17 protein-coding genes are annotated in these 21812 nt (G+C 69.9%); 14 read left to right on the plus strand and 3 right to left on the minus strand.

The genetic code is table 11. The features are described 5' to 3' along the window. Positions 1–8 precede the first annotated feature (8 nt). From OCT49_RS27260 to OCT49_RS27280, 5 genes are all read left to right on the plus strand, one after another. A complete protein-coding gene (locus OCT49_RS27260; RefSeq protein ID WP_283854436.1) occupies positions 9–668 on the plus strand; it encodes a histidine phosphatase family protein in 660 nt (219 codons plus the stop codon). 12 nt (positions 669–680) lie between these two features. Next, positions 681–1601 carry an ADP-ribosylglycohydrolase family protein gene (locus tag OCT49_RS27265; RefSeq protein WP_283854437.1) on the plus strand — a complete coding sequence of 307 codons (921 nt, stop codon included), beginning with the start codon at positions 681–683 and terminating at the stop codon, positions 1599–1601. Positions 1602–1818: 217 nt separating this feature from the next. Next, positions 1819–3552: a DUF4153 domain-containing protein gene (locus tag OCT49_RS27270; protein ID WP_283854438.1), complete on the plus strand. Its 1734-nt coding sequence runs from the start codon at positions 1819–1821 to the stop codon at positions 3550–3552. 203 nt (positions 3553–3755) lie between these two features. Continuing rightward, positions 3756–4466: a ribonuclease HII gene (gene rnhB / locus OCT49_RS27275; protein ID WP_283854439.1), complete on the plus strand. Its 711-nt coding sequence runs from the start codon at positions 3756–3758 to the stop codon at positions 4464–4466. A 60-nt stretch (positions 4467–4526) separates the two neighbouring features. Further along, the gene (locus OCT49_RS27280; RefSeq protein ID WP_283854440.1) at positions 4527–5141 is read left to right on the plus strand and encodes a hypothetical protein; all 615 of its coding nucleotides are present in this window, start codon (positions 4527–4529) and stop codon (positions 5139–5141) included. A 66-nt stretch (positions 5142–5207) separates the two neighbouring features. On the opposite strand, the gene OCT49_RS27285 is transcribed toward OCT49_RS27280, so the two are convergent. Both OCT49_RS27285 and OCT49_RS27290 read right to left on the minus strand, forming a co-directional pair. Next, a complete protein-coding gene (locus OCT49_RS27285; protein ID WP_283854441.1) occupies positions 5208–5837 on the minus strand; it encodes a hypothetical protein in 630 nt (209 codons plus the stop codon). Between the two features lie 218 nt (positions 5838–6055). Continuing rightward, positions 6056–8227 carry a RecQ family ATP-dependent DNA helicase gene (locus tag OCT49_RS27290; RefSeq protein ID WP_283854442.1) on the minus strand — a complete coding sequence of 724 codons (2172 nt, stop codon included), beginning with the start codon at positions 8225–8227 and terminating at the stop codon, positions 6056–6058. A 109-nt stretch (positions 8228–8336) separates the two neighbouring features. Here OCT49_RS27290 and OCT49_RS27295 point away from each other — a divergent pair, with 109 nt between their 5' ends. From OCT49_RS27295 to OCT49_RS27320, 6 genes are all read left to right on the plus strand, one after another. Then, the gene (locus OCT49_RS27295) at positions 8337–9632 is read left to right on the plus strand and encodes a DUF4192 domain-containing protein (protein WP_283854443.1); all 1296 of its coding nucleotides are present in this window, start codon (positions 8337–8339) and stop codon (positions 9630–9632) included. Between the two features lie 265 nt (positions 9633–9897). Continuing rightward, positions 9898–10662: an NUDIX hydrolase gene (locus tag OCT49_RS27300; protein WP_283854444.1), complete on the plus strand. Its 765-nt coding sequence runs from the start codon at positions 9898–9900 to the stop codon at positions 10660–10662. A 112-nt stretch (positions 10663–10774) separates the two neighbouring features. Then, a complete protein-coding gene (locus tag OCT49_RS27305) occupies positions 10775–12751 on the plus strand; it encodes an ATP-binding cassette domain-containing protein (RefSeq protein WP_283854445.1) in 1977 nt (658 codons plus the stop codon). A 154-nt stretch (positions 12752–12905) separates the two neighbouring features. Beyond that, positions 12906–13793 (plus strand): FadR/GntR family transcriptional regulator, encoded by an 888-nt coding sequence (locus tag OCT49_RS27310; RefSeq protein ID WP_283854446.1) that lies wholly within the window; start codon positions 12906–12908, stop codon positions 13791–13793. Between the two features lie 324 nt (positions 13794–14117). Next, entirely contained in the window at positions 14118–15668 is a 1551-nt protein-coding gene (locus OCT49_RS27315; RefSeq protein ID WP_283854447.1) for an RNA polymerase sigma factor, read from the plus strand. Positions 15669–15793: 125 nt separating this feature from the next. Continuing rightward, the gene (locus tag OCT49_RS27320) at positions 15794–16624 is read left to right on the plus strand and encodes a serine protease (protein WP_283854448.1); all 831 of its coding nucleotides are present in this window, start codon (positions 15794–15796) and stop codon (positions 16622–16624) included. A 102-nt stretch (positions 16625–16726) separates the two neighbouring features. Here OCT49_RS27320 and OCT49_RS27325 read toward each other — a convergent pair whose 3' ends face one another. Beyond that, on the minus strand, positions 16727–16957 hold the full coding sequence (locus tag OCT49_RS27325; RefSeq protein ID WP_283854449.1) for a DUF7455 domain-containing protein: 231 nt from the start codon (positions 16955–16957) through the stop codon (positions 16727–16729). A 434-nt stretch (positions 16958–17391) separates the two neighbouring features. On the opposite strand from OCT49_RS27325, the gene OCT49_RS27330 reads away from it, so the two are divergent. The 3 genes from OCT49_RS27330 to OCT49_RS27340 all read left to right on the plus strand — a co-directional run bounded on the left by OCT49_RS27330 (position 17392) and on the right by OCT49_RS27340 (position 21740). Beyond that, the gene (locus tag OCT49_RS27330; protein ID WP_283854450.1) at positions 17392–19512 is read left to right on the plus strand and encodes a DNA gyrase/topoisomerase IV subunit B; all 2121 of its coding nucleotides are present in this window, start codon (positions 17392–17394) and stop codon (positions 19510–19512) included. A 390-nt stretch (positions 19513–19902) separates the two neighbouring features. Continuing rightward, positions 19903–21066 carry a sensor histidine kinase gene (locus OCT49_RS27335; protein ID WP_502963424.1) on the plus strand — a complete coding sequence of 388 codons (1164 nt, stop codon included), beginning with the start codon at positions 19903–19905 and terminating at the stop codon, positions 21064–21066. Next, complete coding sequence (locus tag OCT49_RS27340; RefSeq protein ID WP_283854452.1) at positions 21063–21740, plus strand: response regulator transcription factor; 678 nt, start codon at positions 21063–21065, stop codon at positions 21738–21740. Before OCT49_RS27335 ends, OCT49_RS27340 begins: the two co-directional genes overlap by 4 nt. Positions 21741–21812 lie beyond the last annotated feature (72 nt).

Here is a 21812-nt window from a genome sequence, read left to right on the forward strand (position 1 = left end):
GTCGGTACATGGCACGACCGCAACGCATCGTCCTCGTCCGGCACGGGGAGTCCGAGGGCAACGCAGACGACACGGTGTACGAGCGCGTGCCGGACCACGCGCTGAGGCTCACCGCGACAGGGCTGAGGCAGGCCAGGGAGACGGGGCTGCGGCTGCGAGAGATGTTCGGGCGGGAGCGCGTCAGCGTGTACATCTCGCCCTACCGCCGCACCCACGACACCTTCCGGTCCTTCGGCCTCGATCTCGAACGGGTCCGGGTCCGGGAGGAACCACGACTGCGGGAACAGGACTGGGGGAACTGGCAGGACCGGGACGACGTGCGCCTGCAGAAGGCGTACCGCGACGCGTACGGCCACTTCTTCTACCGCTTCGCGCAGGGGGAGTCCGGAGCCGATGTGTACGACCGGGTCGGGGCTTTCCTGGAGAGCCTGTACAGGAGCTTCGAAGCCCCCGACCACCCGGAGAACGTCCTGCTCGTCACGCATGGGCTGACCATGCGTTTGTTCTGCATGCGCTGGTTCCATTGGTCGGTGGCCGAGTTCGAGTCACTGTCCAATCCGGGCAACGGGGAGACCAGGACGCTGATACTCGGCGAGGACGGGCGGTACACCCTCGACCGGCCCTTCGAACGCTGGAGAACCCCTGAGCCCTACGGCATCACCGGATAGAGTGGATGGGCGATGACAACCGCTGACTCTGCTTCCGACCAACGTTTCGCACGAGCCCTCGCCAGCCTGCACGGACTGTCCGTGGGAGACGCACTGGGCTCCCAGTTCTTTGTCCCCGTCAACTATCCGCTGCTGAAGCGGCGCGAACTCCCGTCCGGTCCCTGGCAATGGACGGACGACACCGAGATGGCCGTCTCGGTGCTGGCCGTGCTGGGGGAGCACCAGCGGATCGACCAGGACGCACTGGCCCGGTCCTTTGCCGAGCACCATGACTTCGACCGGGGATACGGCCCCGCCGTGAACCGCATGCTCAGGCTGGTCCGTGAAGGCGGCGACTGGCGGGAGCTGGCCTCCGCGCTGTTCCAGGGCCAGGGCTCCTGGGGCAACGGCTCGGCCATGCGCATCGCGCCGCTCGGCGCCTGGTACGCGGACGACCCGGAGCAGGCCACCCACCAGGCCGAGATCTCCTCCTACACCACGCACCAGCACCGCGAGGCGGTCGTGGGCGCCATGGCGGTCGCGGCCGCGGCCTCCCTGGCGGCGGCGGACACCGGCCCACCCACCCCGACAGACCTGCTCGACGGCGTGATCGCCCTCGTACCGCGCAGCGCGGTGGGTGCCGGACTGCGCCGGGCCCGCGACATGCTCGACTACGACGATGCCGGCACCGTCGCGGCGGTCCTCGGCAACGGCCGGCGCACCAGCGCGCACGACACCGTCCCGTTCGCCCTCTGGTCGGCGGCACGGGGCCTCGGCGACTTCGAGCAGGCTTTCTGGGCGACGGCCCAGGCGGGCGGAGACGTCGACACCACCTGCGCGATCGTCGGCGGGATCGTCGCGGCGGGCAGGAACGGCGCGCCACCCGCCGACTGGTCGGCCCAGACGGAGGAACTGCCGGACTGGCTCCCGCGCCGGAACGGCGACACCGCCTGAACCGCCGACGCGTGAGGCGCCGCCCGGTGCCGTCCGTCTGTCACGGTACTGCCACAGCCCCTCCCTCTCTGCCGGAAGCGGCAAGGGGAGGGGCTACTCTTTCGGCCACGCCGCCGTCGATGATCATTTGACGCGCGTGCGCCGAATCGAGACGCCGGGGTGCCCCAGCAGCTGCCCTGCGGGTGGTGCGTGCGGGCCCCGGCAGGGGAGGGGTCCCATGTCCGATCACACGCCAGGAACCACCGGGCCGGAAGAAGCCCCCGAGCCGTCCGGACCAACAGAACGGGTCGGAACGTCCGCGCAGGCCGCATCGGCGAAGGCGCCGCCGGAGCCCGGGGACGGCATCCCCGAGCCACCGAGGACACCGAAGTACGCACAACAGCAGGGCAGACGGCAACCGCCGCCCAGCCATTGGCAGCCACGGAGACCCCAGGAGCCCGTGCTGACGCGACTGCGCCCGGCCGCGCCGGCCCCCATCCGCGGCGCGACGCTCTGCTGCGTCCTTGTCACGGCGCTGCTGAGCGCCCTGCTGCTGGGGGACGGCCTCGGGCCGAATCTGCTGATCGTCGCCGTTCCCGCCTCGCTCGGGGCCTTCTACGCCGCGCGGGCGGCCGGCCGCCGCCTCCGCCCGTGGACCGCCTGCTGGGCGGTCGGCGGCCTGGCACTCCTCGCGCTGCCCGCCCTCAGGGATGCCGGATGGCCGGTTTTCCTCGCCGTCATTTCGGCCATCGCACTCGGCTCGCTCGCCCTGCACGGAAGCCGCAGCTGGCTCGGGGTGTTCCTCGGCTCACTGGGTCTGTTCAGCTCCATCGCCGACGGGCTGGCCTGGGGCGGACGGGGCGTGCACGCCCGGGTTGCGGATTCCCGGGGCCGCCTGGGCGTCATCCTGCGCAGCGGCGGCGTGGCGATCGTTCTGCTCGTCGTGTTCGGGGCGCTGTTCGCCAGCGCCGATGCGGCCTTCGCCGACGTGCTCGGCGATCTGATGCCCGATGCGTCGATGAAGGACAGCCCCTGGCGGGTCCTCCTCTTCGTCACCGGCCTGATCGGTGCACTCGCCGCCGCATACGCCGCGGCTGCCCCGGTGCGCTGGGACGGCATCACCATCCGCCCGGGCAAAGCACGCGGGCGAGTGGAATGGGCCCTGCCCCTCATCGTGCTGAACCTGCTGTTCGCCGGCTTCATCGCCATCCAGCTCACCGTCCTGCTCGGCGGATACGACAAGGTGATGGCCGAGACGAGCCTCAGCCACGCCCAGTACGCCCGCCAGGGTTTCTGGCAGCTCCTCTGGGCGACACTGCTCACCCTGCTGGTCATCGCACTCGCCCTGCGCTGGGCACCGCGCGGACGGGAAGGCGACCGCACGCTCGTCCGGAGCGTGCTCGGCGTGCTGTGCCTGCTCACCCTCACCGTGGTGGCCTCCGCGCTGAGGAGGATGGATCTCTACGTCGACGAGTACGGGCTGACACGGCTGCGAATATCCGTGGCCGCCGTCGAACTCTGGCTCGGCGTGGTGATCGTCCTGATCCTGGTCGCGGGAGTGTTCGGCGCCCGCCTGTTGCCGCGAGCCGTCGCGGTCAGCGCCGCCGTCGCCGTCCTCACGTTCGGACTCGTCTCGCCGGACGGACTGATCGCGGAGCAGAATGTCCAGCGCTACCGCGATGACCGTTCCATCGACATCTCCTACCTCAGGGGCCTGTCGGCCGACGCCGTGCCGGCCCTGAACACACTGCCCGAACCGCTGCGTTCCTGCGCCCTCATGGACATCGAGCAGTCGCTGCGCTCCGACGACGCGTCCTGGTACGCCACCGACCTGGGCGAGGCACGGGCCCGGGACATCCTGCGGAAGAAGCCGATCTCCAGCGATCCGGTGCAGTCCTGCATGGCTTCACGCACGGGCGGCAACGACGGTGAAACGGGCGTCGACCAGTACGATCCCTACGACCCGTACTGACCGGCCCGGCCCACGCGTTCGGACCGTACCGGCCGAATATCCCGAGGTGGCGGCACCGCACCGTACGGGTACGGCCCGGACGCGCAGGCCGGGCTCCCGCGGACGTGCCGTCACTCGCTCCTCGATCCGCCGAGAGGTTCCGGCGAACGACGGGAACCCCGGGGTTTTGTCGGCGTCGCCATCGGCGTACGCTGACAGGCGCCATGCCGTACGAACCACCCACGCACACCGTCGAGCGCTCGTTGCGCGCCACCACCGGTGCCAAGATCGTCGCCGGTGTCGATGAGGTCGGACGCGGAGCGTGGGCGGGACCGGTCACTGTCTGCGCGGCCGTCACCGGCCTCCGCAGACCTCCCGCCGGGCTCACCGACTCCAAGTTGATCAGCCCCAGGCGCCGCGCGGAGCTGGCGCCGTTGCTGGAGCGCTGGGTCACCGCCTTCGGTCTCGGCGACGCCTCTCCCCAGGAGATCGACGAGCTCGGGATGACCGCCGCGCTGCGTCTGGCCGCTGTACGTGCCCTCGATGCCCTGCCGGTCCGGCCGGACGCGGTGATCCTCGACGGCAAGCACGACTACCTGGGAGCGCCCTGGCAGGTCCGCACCGTGATCAAGGGCGACCAGTCCTGCATCGCGGTCGCGGCTGCTTCGGTGATCGCGAAGGTCCGCCGGGACACGATGATGGCCGAACTGGGCGCGGAATCCGGCGAGTACGCCGACTTCGCCTTCGACGCCAACGCCGGTTACCCGTCGCCCGTACACAGGGCCGCGCTGGAGGAGCGGGGGCCCACGCCCCACCACCGCCTCTCGTGGTCCTACCTCGACGCGTTGCCCAGGTGGCAGCACCTCAAGAAAGTCCGTATCTCCGCCGAGGCGGCTGCACTGGAAAGCGGGGGCCAGCTCGGCTTCGACTTCTGATCGCGCACCTGTACCCACCCGCCGTCGCCCCGAGCAACGGCGTTTGATAGACAACCACTCATGCCTCTCATCCCCGAGGAGCCTCAGATTCACGAGAGCGCCCAGGGTCCCCGCGCCACTCCGGCCTCCGGCCGTACCGCGTCGACCCCCCGTCCCGTACCCGGCCCGCGTTCAGCGGCCACGCCGCGCCCCGGTCGTCCCGGGCCCGGCCCCGCGAAGCCCGCGCCCCCGGCGCAGCGCCCGCACCCCACTCCCGGTCGGCCCCAGTCGGGTCGGCAGGAGAATCGTTCCGCACCGCAGATCCAGCTGATCCCCGCCTCGGTGGGTGGCGCTCTCGACGCCGCCGACGAAGCGGTGGACCTGCTGCTCGAATCCGGCCGTGCGCCGGGCGAGATCCTGGTGCTCACCACCGGTGAGCAGCACCCGTGGGCCGCGCACGAGCTCTCCTTCGGCGAGGCCGCCTACTGGGCGCAGCACAAGGCCGGCGACGACGTCTTCTTCGCCGGGGCCGCGGCTGCGGACCGGGTGAAGCCCCGCCCCGTGGTGATCGTCGCCGTCAACGGGGAGGGTGAGGTCGCGGCTGCGCTGACCGACGCACGGGAACGTGCCGGAGCACTGCTGATCGTGTGCGGGGACCCGCAGCGGATCAACGCGGTGCTCGGGGCCGGGGTCTGATCCGCAGGACACCCGGAACCACGACGGCCCGGCTGCCCGACGGGGCGGTCGGGCCCGTGTCCGTGATCAGCGGGCGGCGGTGTGCCGAAGGGCCTGCGCCGCGCCACCACCGGTGCGCAGCGGGGCCGGGTCGGGACCGAGCGACGTGTCGGCGAGCGTGGTCGGCCTGGACGTGGAGGTGGGGCGGCGACCGCCCCGGCCCTTGCCCAGCACCTGCCAACCGCTACTGGTCAGCGTGATGTACGCGCCGCAGCGCAGCCCGTGCAGGGTGCAGGCGTCGCGCAGACCCCACATCCAGGCCCCGTCCTCCTCCGTCCAGCGCTCGTCGCCCTCACGGCAGTAGAGCAGCACCGCGGTCCGGACGGGCGTGCGGCGGCGGAGGTCGTGCGGGATCACCCGGCGCAGATGCGCCAGCAACGCGTTGCGGAACTCCCAGCCGTCCGCGGCCGTCGGGCGACGGGTGAACGAAGCGCTGGCCGTGAGGCGTTCCTCGTGATCGAGCACGGCCACGACGGCGGTCGTCGGGGTCGGACTGTGCCGGGCGTGCAAGCCGCTGACAACCTCGCGGGGGCTGCGCAGCAACGGTATTCCCGCTTCGGCCCACTCGGCCGGTTCGAGCATCCTGGCAAGGCGGTTGGCGGAGTCGGCGGATGCCGACATCGAAGTGGCTGCGGACGGAGCGAATCCGAAGGTCACGGTCCTCCCTTCGCATACGCGCCCATGATGCGGGCAGGGTCGAGTGAGGGCGCACCGCGACACAACCCTTCCGGGCCGCGAAAGGGACTGTGCGGGGAGCGAGTCCAATTCTTCCTGGCGTATCGGCGGGCGGCAACGAGCAATTGGCGCAGGTGACGGTAATCAGCCGGAATGACTCTGATATCCCTGCCCACGCCTTGCTCGAACAATGCCTCCCGTCACGCCTGAACAGCGAGGACCAGCGGAAACACGCCCTGGGCCCCGGCCCGCCGGAGCAGCCGCGCCGCCACCGCCAGAGTCCAGCCGGTGTCCGCGAGATCGTCCACGAGCAGTACGGGACCGCCCCCCGAGGCCAGCGCGTCGGCCAGGCCGGGCTCCACCACCAGTGCTTCGTGCAGGGCCCGGACCCGCTGTGCGCTGTTGGTCCGCGAGATCCGCAGGTCCATCGCGCCCGGCGCGTAAGTGACGCTGCCGAGCAGCGGCATCCGGCCGATCTCGGCGATACGGCCGCCCAGGGACTGGATGAGCCGAGGCTTGCTCTGCGAGGCGACCGTGACCACCCCGACCGGTCTGGGCGCGGCGTCCTCGGCCCCCGAGGCCCAGCCCCCGGGCCCCTTGGCCCAGTCGGCCAGCACGCTCACCACGGCGTTCGCCACGTCATCCGGCACGGGGGCGTCCGGCGCCTGGGGGGCCAGCATCGGGCGCAGCCGGTTGCCCCAGCCGATGTCGGAGAGCCGCCCCAGGGCGCGGCCGGTGAACGACACCTCTCCCGCGGGGATGCGGCCCTTGAGGTCGACGCCCACGGCCGCGAGGCCGGTCGGCCACATCTTGCGGGGCTCCATCTCCACACCGGGTCTGCTCAGTTCGCCCCGTGCACCGTCGAGGGCCACGCTGGACACCTGGTCGTCGAAGCGGGCTCCCGCACAGTTGTCGCAGCGCCCGCAGGAGGTCGCCTCCTCGTCGTCCAGCCGGCGTCGCAGGAACTCCATCCGACAGCCCGTCGTCGTCGCGTACTCACGCATCGCCTGCTGCTCGGCAGTCCGCTGGCGGGCCACCCACGCGTAGCGCTCCGCGTCGTACACCCAGGGCTCACCGGTGGCGATCCAGCCGCCCTTGACGCGTCTGACGGCGCCGTCGACGTCCAGCACCTTGAGCATGGTTTCCAGCCGGGTGCGCCGCAGGTCGACCAGTGGTTCCAGGGCGGGCAGCGAGAGCGGCCGGCCGGCGTGGGCGAGGGCATCGATCGTCCGCCGCACCTGCTCCTCGGGAGGAAAGGCGACCGAAGCGAAGTACTCCCAGATCGCTTCGTCCTCCTTGCCCGGCAGGAGCAGCACCTCCGCGTGTTCGACACCACGCCCCGCACGCCCCACCTGCTGGTAGTAGGCGATGGGGGAGGAGGGCGAGCCGAGGTGGACCACGAATCCGAGGTCGGGCTTGTCGAACCCCATGCCCAGCGCGGACGTCGCCACGAGGGCCTTGACCCGGTTGGCGAGGAGGTCGTCCTCCGCCTGCTGGCGGTCGGCGTTCTCGGTGCGACCGGTGTAGGACGCCACCGTGTGCCCGCACTGACGCAGATACGCGGTGACCTCCTCGGCGGCGGCGACCGTCAGGGTGTAGATGATTCCCGAACCGGGGAGTTCCTTGAGGTGATCGCCCAGCCAGGCCAATCGGTGCGCGGCGTTCGGAAGTTGCAGAACACCGAGGCTGAGGCTCTCCCGGTCCAGGGAGCCGCGGAGCACGAGCGCGTCGGTACCCGCGCCGGTACCCAGCTGTTCCGCGACATCCGCGGTCACCCGGGCGTTCGCCGTCGCGGTGGTCGCCAGGACGGGCACACCGGCGGGCAGGTCGGCCAGCATGGTCCGCAGGCGCCGGTAGTCGGGCCGGAAATCGTGACCCCAGTCGGAAATGCAGTGCGCCTCGTCGACCACGAGCAGCCCCGTGGCGGCGGCGAGCCGGGGCAGGACCTGGTCCCGGAAATCGGGATTGTTGAGCCGCTCGGGGCTGACCAGCAACACGTCCACTTCACCGGCTGCCACCTCGGCCTGCACGGTCTCCCACTCCTCGGTGTTGGAGGAGTTGATCGTGCGGGCGCTGATTCCGGCTCGGGCCGCCGCCGCGACCTGGTTGCGCATCAGCGCGAGCAGCGGCGAGACGATCACGGTCGGCCCGCCGCCCTGCGCGCGGATCAGCGATGTCGCGACGAAGTACACGGCGGACTTGCCCCAACCGGTCCGCTGGACGACCAGGGCCCGGCGCTTGTCGGCGACGAGTGCCTCGATGGCCAGCCACTGGTCCTCCCGCAACCGCGCAGTGCCTGTGGGGTCACCGACGAGTCGGGCGAGTACGGAGTCGGCCGAGGCCCTGAGGTCTGCGCGGGTTGCTTGGGTCATGCCCCCATGCAACCCGATGGCTATGACAAACCGCGAACGGTCGCCCGGCCTGTGGAAAAAGTTATCCACAGGGGTCGCGGAATTTTTCCGTTCGCGGGACGGTCATGCCATGAACCAGCGCCACGAATCCAACGGTCCGGTCGACGAGCAGCAGATCACTCTGCGAGGCCCCGCCGAGCTCGCAGACGCCCTTCCCTACCTCATGGGATTCCATCCGAACGACAGCGTGGTCATGGTCGCCCTGCACGGCGGCAGGGGCCGCTTCGGCGGGCGGCTCAGGCTCGGCATCCCGCAGACGCCCGAGGAATGGCCGTCCGTAGCGGAGCAGCTTGCCGAGTGCTTGATCAAGGGGAGCGAGCGGCGCGGCAGCCGTCCCGACGCGATCGTGGTCTTCCTCTGCCAGGATCCCGCCGAGGGCGAGCCCCCCGGCCGGGTCATGGAGCGGCTGCGGCCCCTGGCCCAGAGCCTGCGTACGGCCTGCGGCGCGCTCGACGTGCCGGTACTCGAAGCGCTCTGCATCTCCGACGGCCGGTACTGGTCCTACTGCTGCCCGGACGGGCGTTGCTGCCCGGCTGAGGGCAACCGGATGGCCATGCCCGGCACCTCGGTGATGGCGGCCGCCGCCGCGTACGCGGGCATCCAAGTGCGCGGATCGTTGCGGGAGATGGAGTCCAGGCTCATGCCCCTGGGCACAGCCGCCGAGGCGGATCAGCAACAAGCGCTCGATTCGATGGGGGTCGAAATGGTGCCCAGGCTCCTCGACGAAGCGGGCCGCAAGGCCGTTGGCCGGGAGACCCTGGACCTCGCCAGGAGGCTCATGAAGCGGCTCGGGGAGGCACCACCGACGACTCCCTCCCTTGCGGACATCAACGACGACCGGCTGATCAGCCATGACGAGGCGGCCGCGATGATCCTCGGCCTGCAGGACCGGGAAACCCGTGACAGGGCGGCGGAATGGATGGAGGGCCCGGAGGCCGATTCCGCGCTCCGGCTCTGGCGGGCGCTGTCCCGCCGTTGCGTCCCACCGTACGAGGAGCACGCCGCGGCTCCCCTGGCCCTGGCCGGCTGGGTCTCCTGGTCGACGGGGGACGAGCCGGCCGCGCGGGTCGCGTTGGGACTCGCGCTGCGGATGGACCCCCATTACACCTTCGCCCAGCTTCTCCACGAAGCGTGCAACCAGGGCCTCGACCCGGAGACACTGCGTCGTTGCCTGCGCGGGGAGCGCAACGCCCGACTGGGGCGGCGGAGCCATCGGACGGCCCCGGGCGCCCGGCCTCGCACCACACGCCCGGCCACCGCACCCCGACGGAAGGCGCCGTCCGGCCCCTCCCGCCCCGAAACGGCTGCCCGACGCAGGTCCGGGCGAGCCGCTCCGAATCGACGCACCCACAGGAGCGATGGATGACCCGGGGATCTCGTCACTGAACAGACCCTGCCGCTGAGACGTGGGGGAGGGGCACGGACCGCGACGCTTCGCACGGCATCGGCTCGGGCAAGGAGCAGCCCACAGGGGTGGAAGCCGGTGCCGAGGGAGCGCGGTCCGTGAGCGGCGGTGACCCGACGGGGGAGCGGGGTGGATCGCGGAGCCAAGGAAGGGGTGATGCGAAAGGGATCGAGAAGAGATCTTCGAAGGGAGTGCTTATCGTCAGGCAGACGACTATGATCGCGGCATGCCGCCCTACGACCCGTCGACTTTCCCGCCCTTCGCCGTCACTGTCGACCTGGTCGTGCTCACGGTGCGCCGTCATGCGCTCTGCGCACTGGTCGTACGCCGTGGTGAGCCGCCTTTCCAAGGACGATGGGCGTTGCCCGGCGGCTTCGTGAGAGCCGATGAGGATCTCGGTGCGGCGGCGGGGCGGGAGCTCGGGGAGGAGACCGGCCTGTGCGCCCAGGACCCGGCGGCTCCGGCGGTTGGCAACGGTGCCCACCTCGAACAGCTCGCCACCTACGGCGACCCCGGTCGCGACCCGCGGATGAGAGTCGTCAGCGTCGCCCATCTCGCACTGGCCCCCGATCTTCCGGCCCCGCGGGCGGGCGGTGACGCGAACAGCGCGAGGTGGGCGCCCGTCGAGGACCTGCTCGGGCCGGAAGGAGGCTTCGGCCAGGAGGACGAGAGCCAGGCGCCGCTGGCCTTCGACCACGCGCGAATCCTCGCCGACGGCGTCGAACGGGCTCGATCTAAGATCGAGTACTCCTCCCTGGCCACCGCCTTCTGTCCTCCAGAGTTCACGGTCGGCGAGCTCCGGAGGGTGTACGAGGCGGTATGGGGCGTGGTCCTCGATCCGCGGAACTTCCATCGCAAGGTGACCGGCACCCCCGGCTTCCTGGTGCCCTCGGGCGGTACGACCACCCGTCAGGGCGGGCGTCCGGCCCAGCTGTTCCGGGCCGGCGCCGCCACGCTGCTCAACCCCCCGATGCTGAGGCCGGAGGTCTGAGCCCGCGGAACGCCCGCGATATCGAAGCTACGCAAAAAGTCTGATTTGTCGCGTTATCTTGCTGTGGTACCCACTCTGCCGCCGAGCGGTCTCACCTTCCGCGAGAGAAGCGATGCTCCAGGCCATCGGACTCACCAGCGCCCCCCGCCGCGGCCTTCCGGCCGCTGTGGACGACCTCACTCTCGAAGCCCGGCCCGGCCATGTCACCGCACTTCTGGGCCCTCCCGGCTCCGGGAAGACCGCAGCCCTCCGCCTCATGCTCGAACTCGACCCGGGGCGGGGCATCACCTACTTCCGGGGCAGACCGCTGCACCGGATCCCGCACCCGGCCCGCGAGGTGGGAGTGCTCCTCGGGGACGTACCGGGGCACCCTGCCCGCACCGCCCGCGGGCAGCTCCGGATGCTCTGCGCCGCTGCAGGGGTGCCAGTGGCGCGGGCCGACGAAGTGCTCGACGCCGTAGGGCTGGCCGGACTCGGGGACCGGCGCATCGGCGCACTCTCACTCGGCATGGACCGTCGGCTCGCACTCGCCTCGGCACTGCTCGGCGACCCGCACGCGCTCGTCCTCGATGATCCGGCGGAGGGCCTTTCGCCGCGCGACGCCGGCTGGCTGCACGAGCTGTTGCGGGCCCACGCGGCGCGGGGCGGAACCGTTCTGTACACCACGACCGACACCCGGGAGGCCGCACGCAACGCCCACCGCGTGATCACCATCGACGGTGGCCGTCTCGTCGCCGACCAGGGCGCCGGCGACTTCTCCCGGACCCGGCTGCGCCCCAGAGTCGCGGTCCGGACCCCGCACGCGGCCCGCCTTGCCGCGGTCGTCAGCCGGGAAGCCCGGGTGGCCCGGCGATCGGTCGAGGTGGTCACCGAAGCGGGTGGTCGGCTCTCGGTGTACGGCTCCACGTGCGCGGAGATCGGCGACACGGCGTTCCGGCACGGGCTGCCGGTGCACCAACTCGCCGACGAGATCGGTGACACCGGCCCCGTTGCGTCGCCGCAACCGGCAGGAGCGGTGGAGCCCGCCGCGTCGGGGGGAATTGCGGGGCCGACGGGACGGGAGCGCCCCATCGATCCCGCGCATTCCACCAGCCATGCGGACCTCGTGGGCCACGCGGACCTCACGGCTCGGGCGAATCCGACAGGTCACGGGGACACCACGGGCCCCGCCCTCCCTGCGGCTTCCGCATCCCCAGGGGGACCGGCAGCCCTTGCGGTGCCTGACGACAGCGAGAGGCCGGGCCTTCCTCGACCGGTCGTGCGGTCGTCGAGCCCAAAGCTGCCGCCCCCCATCCGGCGTCGTCCGGCCCGCGGTCCGCTCCATCCGCTGCGGTACGAGCTGCGTCGTATGTTCGGAGTCAGGACAACGCCCTTGATCATGGCCGTGGTCATGGTGCTCTCGGCCGGGCTCTCCGTACTGTTGGCCCGTACCGGTCATGCGCCGCTGCCGAAGACGCTGGCGGCCTGGCCGTCGCTGCTGCCACTGCCGCCCGCGGCGGTCGGTGCCGGGATTCTCGGTGCGCTGTCGTTCGGCGACGAATTCCGTTACCCCGCCCTCGCTGCAGGGCGAGGCGCGATCCCCCGCCGACCGGGGCTGCTCATTGCCAAGCTGGTGGTGTCCGCGGGTGCCGCCGTGGCGCTGGCCCTGGCCGTCGTCCTGGTTTCCGCCGAAGCCCTGCGGGTCGTGTACGGCCCCGAGCTGATCGGTATTTTCCCGAACTCGGTTCCGCTGTACGTCGGTTGGGTCGGGTTGGTCGTGGGCTGCGCGTGGGCGGGGCTCCTGGCTGCCGGGATCTTCCGGGTGACCGCGGCCGGTGTCGCCGCGGTGCTGGCCGTACCGGTGCTTGTGGCTCCGCTTGTCCGGAAGGTGCTGTCGACGGGGCCGGACCCCCGGTCGGTCGTCGGACTGCCGGGCAGGCTCCGCGAACTGGTGTGGCCGAGCTGGCCCCACGAAACGGACCGATGGGTGGCGGCGGCCGTGCGGCTCGTGGCCCATCCGGTGGGGGCCGCGTTGTCGTTGTCGTTGTCGGTCCTGGTCTGCGCGTATCTGTTCACCGGCCTTCACCGCAGGGTCCGTTGGCGGTCGTAGAACGGTGTCGGGCCGAGTCGGGGCCCGTAACTCCCAAGAGGATGACCGGTTTATGCAGGTTAGACGTCAATTGGGGGGTGGGTGCCGATCACCCTTTCGTGTGCTTTTCACCAAAGACCTCAAGAGCTGAGTGAGCTGCGCCGACAAAGGATGCGTGAGTACCCTTGCGCACACCATGATGACCGCCGCCCGCTCCGCCGATTCCGGCCTCGCCGGCCCGGGTGAACTCGATCGCTACCCGTATGCGGAGGCGCCGGCCGGCGAGCGTGCCGCCCTTCGTACCTGGGACGGTCCCGACGCCGAGCTCGGTCGGGTGGGCCGGCGGGGTTCGGCCAGCCGGGGCCGCGGCCTCCATGGCCAACTCGTTCAGCAGCTGGGTCAGATGATCGTTTCCGGTGACCTGGGCGCCGACCGCCCCCTCGTTCCGGAGGAGATCGGTCAGCGCTTCGAGGTCTCCCGTACCGTCGTGCGCGAATCGCTGCGTGTCCTCGAGGCCAAGGGGCTGGTCAGTGCCCGGCCCAATGTGGGTACCAGGGTCCGTCCTGTCAGCGACTGGAACCTGCTGGACCCCGACATCATCGAATGGCGCGCCTTCGGCCCCCAGCGCGAGGACCAGCGCCGCGAGCTGGGGGAACTCCGCTGGACGATCGAGCCGCTCGCCGCTCGCCTCGCCGCGGGCCATGGCCGTGAGGACATTCAGCAGCGTCTCGGTGACATGGTCGAGATCATGAGGCACGCGGTCGGGCAGGGCGACGCGATCACCTGTTCCCGGGCGGATGCGGAGTTCCACTCCCTGCTCATCCAGGCGGCGGGCAACCGGATGCTCGAGCACCTCTCCGGCATCGTCGCTGCGGCGCTGCAGGTCTCGGGCGGCCCGGTCACGGGCTGTGACCGCCCCACCGACGCCTCTCTCGGTCATCACACCCGGATCGTCGATGCCCTCGCGTCCGGCGACGCGGCAGGTGCCGAAACGGCCATGCGCCAACTGCTCGTCATCCACCCCGAGGTGGAGCGGGTGGTGCCCGCGCCCCGCGAGCACTGAGCGCGGTACGACCGGGGTGCGAACCATGTGTCGCCGGGTCCGTCATGGTCCGGCGGCACAATTGTGGTGAGGAATGCACTCTTGGTCTCGTTCGTCGCAAATGAGGTGTGACTCGGGCCACGTGGATTGGGCGTAACACTCCTCGAAGCAGTGCGATGACTTAAGAGGTGAGCGCCACGGAAGGAATACAGCAGCCATTGAGTGCGCTGTGCAGTTCTGAGGCCAAACCCCGCGCCGTCGGTACTTCCCAGCCCGGCGGTCGTCGGCTCCAGCCCTCACGGGGGCCGGGCCGGAAGCCGTTTCCATCGTTCCGAGAGGTTGTTCGTGTCGGCCAGCACATCCCGTACGCTCCCGCCGGAGATCGCCGAGTCCGAGTCTGTGATGGCGCTCATCGAGCGGGGAAAGGCTGATGGGCAGATCGCCGGCGATGACGTGCGTCGGGCCTTCGAGGCTGACCAGATTCCGCCAACCCAGTGGAAGAATGTTCTGCGCAGCCTCAATCAGATCCTCGAGGAAGAGGGTGTGACGCTGATGGTCAGTGCCGCGGAGCCGTCCAAACGTGCCCGCAAGAGCGTCGCAGCGAAGAGCCCGGTCAAGCGCACCGCCACCAAGACCGTCGCGGCCAAGACGACCGTGACGAGGACTGTCGCGGCCACCGCCGCTCCGTCGGCAGAGACCGTGGACACGGCGGCCGGCGACGCCGTCGCGGCCGCTCCTGCGAAGAAGGCGGCAGCCAAGAAGACGGCTGCCAAGAAGACCGCTGCGAAGAAGACGGCGGCCAAGAAGACAACAGCGAAGAAGTCCGGAAAGCAGGACGACGAGCTTCTCGATGGCGACGAGGCGATCGAGGAAGTAAAGGTCGGCAAGGGCGGCGAGGAAGAGGAGGGCGAGGGCGAGAACAAGGGCTTCGTCCTCTCCGACGACGACGAGGACGACGCGCCCGCGCAGCAGGTCGCCGTCGCCGGTGCCACCGCCGACCCGGTCAAGGACTACCTGAAGCAGATCGGCAAGGTTCCCCTCCTCAACGCCGAGCAGGAGGTCGAGCTCGCCAAGCGCATCGAGGCCGGCCTGTTCGCCGAGGACAAGCTGGCGAACTCCGACAAGCTCGCCCCGAAGCTCAAGCGCGAGCTGGAGATCATCGCCGAGGACGGCCGCCGCGCCAAGAATCACCTGCTGGAGGCCAACCTCCGTCTCGTGGTGTCGCTGGCCAAGCGTTACACCGGCCGCGGCATGCTCTTCCTGGACCTCATCCAGGAAGGCAACCTCGGTCTGATCCGCGCGGTCGAGAAGTTCGACTACACCAAGGGCTACAAGTTCTCCACGTACGCCACCTGGTGGATCCGCCAGGCGATCACCCGCGCCATGGCCGACCAGGCCCGCACCATCCGCATCCCGGTGCACATGGTCGAGGTCATCAACAAGCTCGCCCGTGTGCAGCGCCAGATGCTCCAGGACCTGGGCCGCGAGCCCACGCCGGAGGAGCTGGCCAAGGAACTCGACATGACCCCCGAGAAGGTCATCGAGGTCCAGAAGTACGGTCGTGAGCCGATCTCCCTCCACACCCCGCTGGGTGAGGACGGGGACAGCGAGTTCGGTGACCTCATCGAGGATTCCGAGGCGGTCGTGCCGGCCGACGCGGTCAGCTTCACGCTCCTCCAGGAGCAGCTGCACTCGGTGCTCGACACGCTCTCCGAGCGCGAGGCGGGCGTGGTCTCGATGCGTTTCGGCCTCACCGACGGCCAGCCGAAGACGCTGGACGAGATCGGCAAGGTCTACGGCGTGACGCGTGAGCGCATCCGTCAGATCGAGTCGAAGACCATGTCGAAGTTGCGTCACCCGTCGCGTTCGCAGGTGCTGCGGGACTACCTCGACTAGTAGCAGGAGCGTGCGAGGGCCCGGAACCCCCTGGGTTCCGGGCCCTCGGCCTATCAATGGGTGCGTCGGACGAGTGGTGGGACGACTCTGGGTGGGAACGGTTCGACACAGAGTCAGGAGTACGCATGTCCCGTATCGCCTTCCGTGCCCTGACCGGGGCGTTCGCCCTGGTTGCCGCCGCAGCCGCGATACCTCTCGCGTCCCCTGCCCGGGCGGCCGAGGACGGCATAGTCGTCGGTGGTCAGCCCGCGCACGTCAAGGACAGTCCCTGGGTGGTGGCGCTGTCCAGCCGCGACCGGTTCGGAGAGGCTCGTGCCGGACAGTTCTGCGGCGGTGTCGTGGTGGCCCCGAAGAAGGTGCTGACCGCCGCGCACTGCTTGAGCCGTGAGGCGCTCGGCGTCGAGGTTGGCGCGGTGCGGGACCTGCGGGTCATCGCGGGCCGCGACACCCTGCGCGAGGCCGGGGGGCAGGAGATCCCGGTGCGGTCGACGTGGATCAATCCCGCGTTCGACCCCGCCACGAACGCGGGGGACCTGGCGGTACTCGCACTGGCCGACGCGCTGCCGGAGAAGAGCGCGATCCAGATGGCCGGGTCGGGGGACGCGGCGTACGCGCCGGGCACCGGGGCCGTCGTCTACGGGTGGGGTGACATGAGCGGCAACGGCGACTACGCCTCGTCGCTCCGCTCTGCGAAAGTGAGCGTCCTGCCGGACAGCGCGTGCGCGCAGGTGTACCAGGGCGGCAGGAACGGCACGTACGACCCCTCAGCGATGCTCTGTGCGGGCGAACTGCTGGGCGGGTATGACGCGTGCCAGGGAGACAGCGGAGGGCCTCTGGTGGCCCGTGGAAGGCTTATCGGACTGGTGTCCTGGGGGAACGGCTGCGCGAGGGCAGGAAATCCCGGCGTGTACACGCGGATCTCCGCAGCGATCGGCTGGATGCCGGAAGGGGGCTGAGCGGTCGGGGTACGGGCGTACGAGAACGGGCGGCTCCCCACATGGGGAGCCGCCCGTCGGCAGGTCCGGGACCTGGCCCGAGCTCGTCGTGAATGCGAGGTGTCAGTGTTCCTCTTCGGTGGCTTGGGCCTGTACGGCCGTGAGCCGGTCCGTCTCATCCTGTATTTCCGCGGCGATCTTCTTGAGTTCCGGCTCGAACTTGCGACCGTGGTGGGCGCAGAAGAGCAGTTCACCGCCGCTGATCAGGACGACGCGCAGATATGCCTGGGCGCCGCAACGGTCACAGCGGTCTGCTGCGGTCAGCGGGCTCGCGGGGGTCAGAACAGTAGTCACGTCGCCTCTTCTCTAGCTCGACGAGCTGTCGTACCAGGGTCAACATCCAACCAGGCCGAAAACGTTCCCGCTCGTGGCTTTTCTTCGAAACTTCTTCTCGAGATGGCTGTCTATTGACGATTGGCGGCGAATGTGCCGTATTGCGTAGCGCTACGGTTTCGCGTTGCTTGTCTTGGTGGATCCTCCCGGCTGGCTTGCCGGTTCGTTCATGAGGACGTGCCCGGAGCCTAAATGGTTCATGCCTGGAAGGGAACGTGACGTGCGCGTCACTCCCACGGGTGACCGAACGTATGTGCGAGGATGGATTGATGTGAGGGTTGTCGGAGGGTGGCGTTACAACCGCTCTACCAGGCCTCGGTACGCTCTCAGCGGCTACCGAAGCCGAGCCCGATACCCACTGGGCCCCAAATGAAATTCAGCGAGGAGCGAACCGCGTGACCGCCGATACGTCCGTGCCGTCCACTGCGCTGCTGACCGGAGCAGACCGAGACGGTTCCAACTACACCGCGCGGCATCTGCTCGTACTCGAGGGGCTCGAAGCGGTTCGCAAGCGCCCCGGCATGTACATCGGGTCCACCGACAGCCGCGGTCTCATGCACTGCCTCTGGGAGATCATCGACAACTCCGTCGACGAGGCCCTGGGTGGCTTCTGCGACCACATCGAGGTCATCCTCCACGACGACAACTCCGTAGAGGTCCGGGACAACGGGCGGGGCATCCCCGTCGATGTCGAGCCCAAGACCGGTCTGTCCGGTGTCGAGGTCGTGATGACCAAGCTCCACGCCGGCGGAAAGTTCGGCGGCGGCTCGTACGCCGCGTCGGGCGGTCTGCACGGCGTCGGCGCCTCCGTGGTGAACGCACTCTCCGCCCGGCTCGACGTGGAGGTCGACCGCAACAGCGCGACCCACTCGATCAGCTTCCGTCGCGGGGTTCCGGGAATCTTCACCGAGCAGGGGCCGGACAGCCCGTTCGATCCGGCCAACGGCCTGCGCAAGGGCAAGCGGGTGCCGAAGACGCGCACCGGCACCCGGGTTCGCTACTGGGCGGACCGGCAGATCTTCCTCAAGGACGCCAAGCTCAGCCTGGAGACGCTCCACCAGCGGGCGCGGCAGACGGCCTTCCTCGTCCCCGGCCTCACGATCGTCGTCCGCGACGAACGGGGTCTCGACGGGGCGGGCAAGACCGAGGAGACCTTCCATTTCGACGGCGGCATCAGCGAATTCTGCGAGTACCTCGCACAGGACAAGGCCGTCTGCGACGTCCTGCGCCTGAGCGGGCAGGGCACGTTCAAGGAGACCGTGCCGGTGCTGGACGAGCGCGGCCACATGACGGCGACCGAGGTCACCCGGGAACTCGCGGTGGACATCGCCCTGCGTTGGGGCACCGGCTACGACACCACCCTCAAGTCCTTCGTCAACATCATTGCCACCCCCAAGGGCGGCACGCACGTGACCGGATTCGAACGCTCCGTGACCAAGACGGTCAACGAGGTGCTTCGCTCCGCCAAGCTGCTCCGCGTGGCCGAGGACGACATCGTCAAGGACGACGCACTGGAGGGGCTGACCGCGGTCGTCACCGTGCGCCTGGCGGAGCCGCAGTTCGAGGGCCAGACCAAGGAGGTGCTCGGCACCTCGGCAGCGAACCGGATCGTCGCCAACGTCGTGGCGAAGGAACTCAAGGCGTTCCTGACCTCGACGAAACGCGATGCGAAGGCCCAGGCCAGGGCGGTCCTGGACAAGGCCGTGGCTGCTGCCCGGACCCGCATTGCGGCCCGTCAGCACAAGGACGCGCAGCGTCGTAAGACGGCGCTGGAGTCCTCCTCGCTGCCGGCGAAGCTCGCCGACTGCCGCAGCGACGACGTCGACCGCAGCGAGCTGTTCATCGTCGAGGGGGACTCCGCGCTCGGCACGGCCAAGCTCGCCCGGAACAGTGAGTTCCAGGCGCTGCTGCCGATCCGGGGCAAGATCCTCAATGTCCAGAAGGCATCCGTCTCGGACATGCTGAAGAACGCCGAGTGCGGTGCGATCATCCAGGTCATAGGAGCAGGGTCCGGCCGGACCTTCGACATCGACGCCGCGCGCTACGGGAAGATCGTCCTGCTGGTGGACGCCGATGTCGATGGCGCGCACATCCGCATCCTGCTGCTGACGCTCTTCCAGCGGTACATGCGGCCGATGGTCGAGGCCGGCCGGGTCTTCGCCGCCGTGCCCCCGCTCCACCGCATCGAGCTGGTCCAGCCGAAGAAGGGCCAGGACAAGTACATCTACACGTACTCCGACAACGAGCTGCGTCAGCGGCTGCTGGAGCTCCAGCGGAAGAACATCCGGTACAAGGACTCGATCCAGCGGTACAAGGGCCTGGGCGAGATGGACGCGGATCAGCTGGCGGAGACCACGATGGACCCGCGTCACCGTACCCTGCGGCGGATCAACATCGGCGATCTGGAGTCGGCCGAGCAGGTCTTCGACCTGCTGATGGGCAACGAGGTGGCTCCGCGCAAGGAGTTCATCACCAGCTCTGCCGCCACCCTGGACCGCTCACGCATCGACGTCTGAGCGCTTCACGCATCGATGTCTGAGCGTCGCCGTCTCCACCCGTGGGTGGAGACGGCAACTCCACCCACGATCCACCCCTGAGCCGATTCCCCGGCCCGGCCGTTTCCGTAGCGTCGAAGGCGTTCAACCTTTCCGCGAATCGGAGGCAGCCATGTCGGAGATCGTCGATGTCCTGGTGATCGGTGCGGTCGCCGTCGCCGTAGTGGCCCGTCAGCCCCGGGCGCAGAAGATCACGGGCGACCGGCGTCGGTGGAGCCTGCCGAGAGTCCTCCTCGCGGTGGTGCCTGGGGCGCGCGGGGATGTGCTGTCGCGGCGGGGCGGGCGGATGGGTCCGGCATACGCAGTCCTCGCCGTCGGGGCGACATCGCAGCCGGCAGGGAAGGACCGAGGGTGATGCGCGCTACCTGGACGAGCTGGCCCTCCCGCGAGGCGCTCTCGGAGGCGAACCGCACCCGTCCGCGGAAGGTGATCACCTGGTCGGTCCGGGGGGTGCTGATCGCCGCCATGCTGTGGGGGACGTTCGGCGGCGGGCGCTTCGGCCCCTGGGCGATCGCGGCCGGAATGGTGGGAGTGCTGGGCTGCGCGGTCGTCGCGTGGGCCTTCTTCCGGACCAGCCTGAAACACCGGCTCTGGCCGTCACTCGGTCTGATGACATTGCTGCTGTTGGCGGCCTTCGGCGCGCGTGAGGCCGACGCTGTTCTGCTGGCGACGCTCCTGTGGTGCGGTTGTGCGGTCACCGCGCTGGAGCGGCTGCCTCTCGCGGCGGCCCTTCCCGTGACGGCCCTCACCCTCGGCGTGTACGCCGTCGTCAACACCGACGGCTGGTTCTCCACGGCCACGACCACCGTCGGCCTTTCGCTGGCCGGTTATGTGCTCAGGCTGGACGCCGAGGCCCGCGGCAACGCCCAGAGACTGCTCATGCAGGAGCGGGCGGCCCGCGCGGCGGAAGCCGAGACGGCGGCCCTGGGGGAGCGGGCCAGGATCGCCAGGGAGATCCACGACGTGCTCGCCCACAGCCTCTCGGCGCAGCTGGTACACCTGGAGGCGGCGCGGCTGCTGATCGAGCGGGAACCCGGGGGGGAGTTCCGGGACGGGGTGCTGGAGCGGGTGGTGGCGGCGCGTTCCATGGCACGTGAGGGACTCGCGGAGACCCGGCAGGCGCTCTCCGCGCTCAGGGGAGAGGTGTCTCCGGTGGAGGACTTCCTGAGACAACTGGTGGCCGCCGAGCCCGCGGAGGTCAGCGTGGAAGGGGAGCATCGGGTGCTGACGGCCGAGGCGTCGCAGACGGTCCGGCGAGTGGCGCAGGAGGCCCTGACCAATGTGCGCAAACACGCACCGGGGGCCAGGGTGCTCGTCCGGCTGGAGTACCTGCCGGACGAAGTCTCCCTGGAGGTCAGGGACTCGGGCGGGAGCGTTCCCGGGAACGAACTCGCGGGCAGCGGCTCCGGATACGGTCTGCTGGGGATGAGGGAGCGGGCCGAGCTGATGGGCGGGACGCTGGAGGCGGGCCCCGCCGAGGAGGGATTCGTGGTGAGTCTGCGGGTGCCCGTGTGAACGCGCGGGTCGTGGTCGCCGACGACCAGTCGGTGGTGCGCGAAGGAATCGTGATGCTGCTGGGGCTGCTGCCCGGCATCGAGGTGGTCGGATCGGCGAAGGACGGCGACGAGGCCGTCGCGCTCGTGGCCGAACTGGCCCCCGACGTGGTCCTGATGGACCTGCGGATGCCCCGGTGCGACGGGGTCGAGGCGACGAGACGGATCCGCAAGGACCATCCCGGTACCCAGGTGGTGGTGCTCACGACGTTCGCGGACGACGACTCGCTCTTCCCCGCGCTGCGGGCGGGGGCCCGCGGCTACCTCACCAAGGACGCCGGGGGCGACGAGATCGTGCGGGCCGTCCAGGCCGTGCTGTCGGGCGAGGCCGGGCTCTCCCCGAGAGTGCAGCGCCGTCTGCTGGAGCGGGTCACCACGAGTCCCCTGTTGCCGGCCCTGTCATCCGAGCCGGAGTTGCCCGACGGCCTGACGCCGCGTGAGCTGGAGGTGCTGATCCTGATCGCGGAGGGGCTGTCCAATACGGAGATCGCCCGGCAGCTGCACATTTCGCAGGCCACCGTGAAAAGCCACATCAACAACCTCTTCGCCAAGGCCGGGGTACGCGACCGGGCCCAGGCCGTTCGCTACGCGTACGTTCGGGGCCTCGCACAGCCGCCCGGATCGGTCTTCACCTGAAGAGGTGAAGACCGGCGAATGGCCCACCCGGGGTCTTCCTGATCTGCCCATTCTTGGGTACACGGCCGAAGT

The organism is Streptomyces sp. ML-6 (genome assembly GCF_030116705.1).
In the GTDB taxonomy this organism is placed as follows: Bacteria; Actinomycetota; Actinomycetes; order Streptomycetales; family Streptomycetaceae; genus Streptomyces.

Coding starts and splice junctions, on each gene's coding strand:
- OCT49_RS27260 (WP_283854436.1), top strand. CDS start 9: ATGGCACGACCGCAACGCATCGTCCTCGTCCGGCACGGGGAGTCCGAG.
- OCT49_RS27265 (WP_283854437.1), top strand. CDS start 681: ATGACAACCGCTGACTCTGCTTCCGACCAACGTTTCGCACGAGCCCTC.
- OCT49_RS27270 (WP_283854438.1), top strand. CDS start 1,819: ATGTCCGATCACACGCCAGGAACCACCGGGCCGGAAGAAGCCCCCGAG.
- rnhB (WP_283854439.1), top strand. CDS start 3,756: ATGCCGTACGAACCACCCACGCACACCGTCGAGCGCTCGTTGCGCGCC.
- OCT49_RS27280 (WP_283854440.1), top strand. CDS start 4,527: ATGCCTCTCATCCCCGAGGAGCCTCAGATTCACGAGAGCGCCCAGGGT.
- OCT49_RS27290 (WP_283854442.1), bottom strand. CDS start 8,227: ATGACCCAAGCAACCCGCGCAGACCTCAGGGCCTCGGCCGACTCCGTA.
- OCT49_RS27295 (WP_283854443.1), top strand. CDS start 8,337: ATGAACCAGCGCCACGAATCCAACGGTCCGGTCGACGAGCAGCAGATC.
- OCT49_RS27300 (WP_283854444.1), top strand. CDS start 9,898: ATGCCGCCCTACGACCCGTCGACTTTCCCGCCCTTCGCCGTCACTGTC.
- OCT49_RS27305 (WP_283854445.1), top strand. CDS start 10,775: ATGCTCCAGGCCATCGGACTCACCAGCGCCCCCCGCCGCGGCCTTCCG.
- OCT49_RS27320 (WP_283854448.1), top strand. CDS start 15,794: ATGTCCCGTATCGCCTTCCGTGCCCTGACCGGGGCGTTCGCCCTGGTT.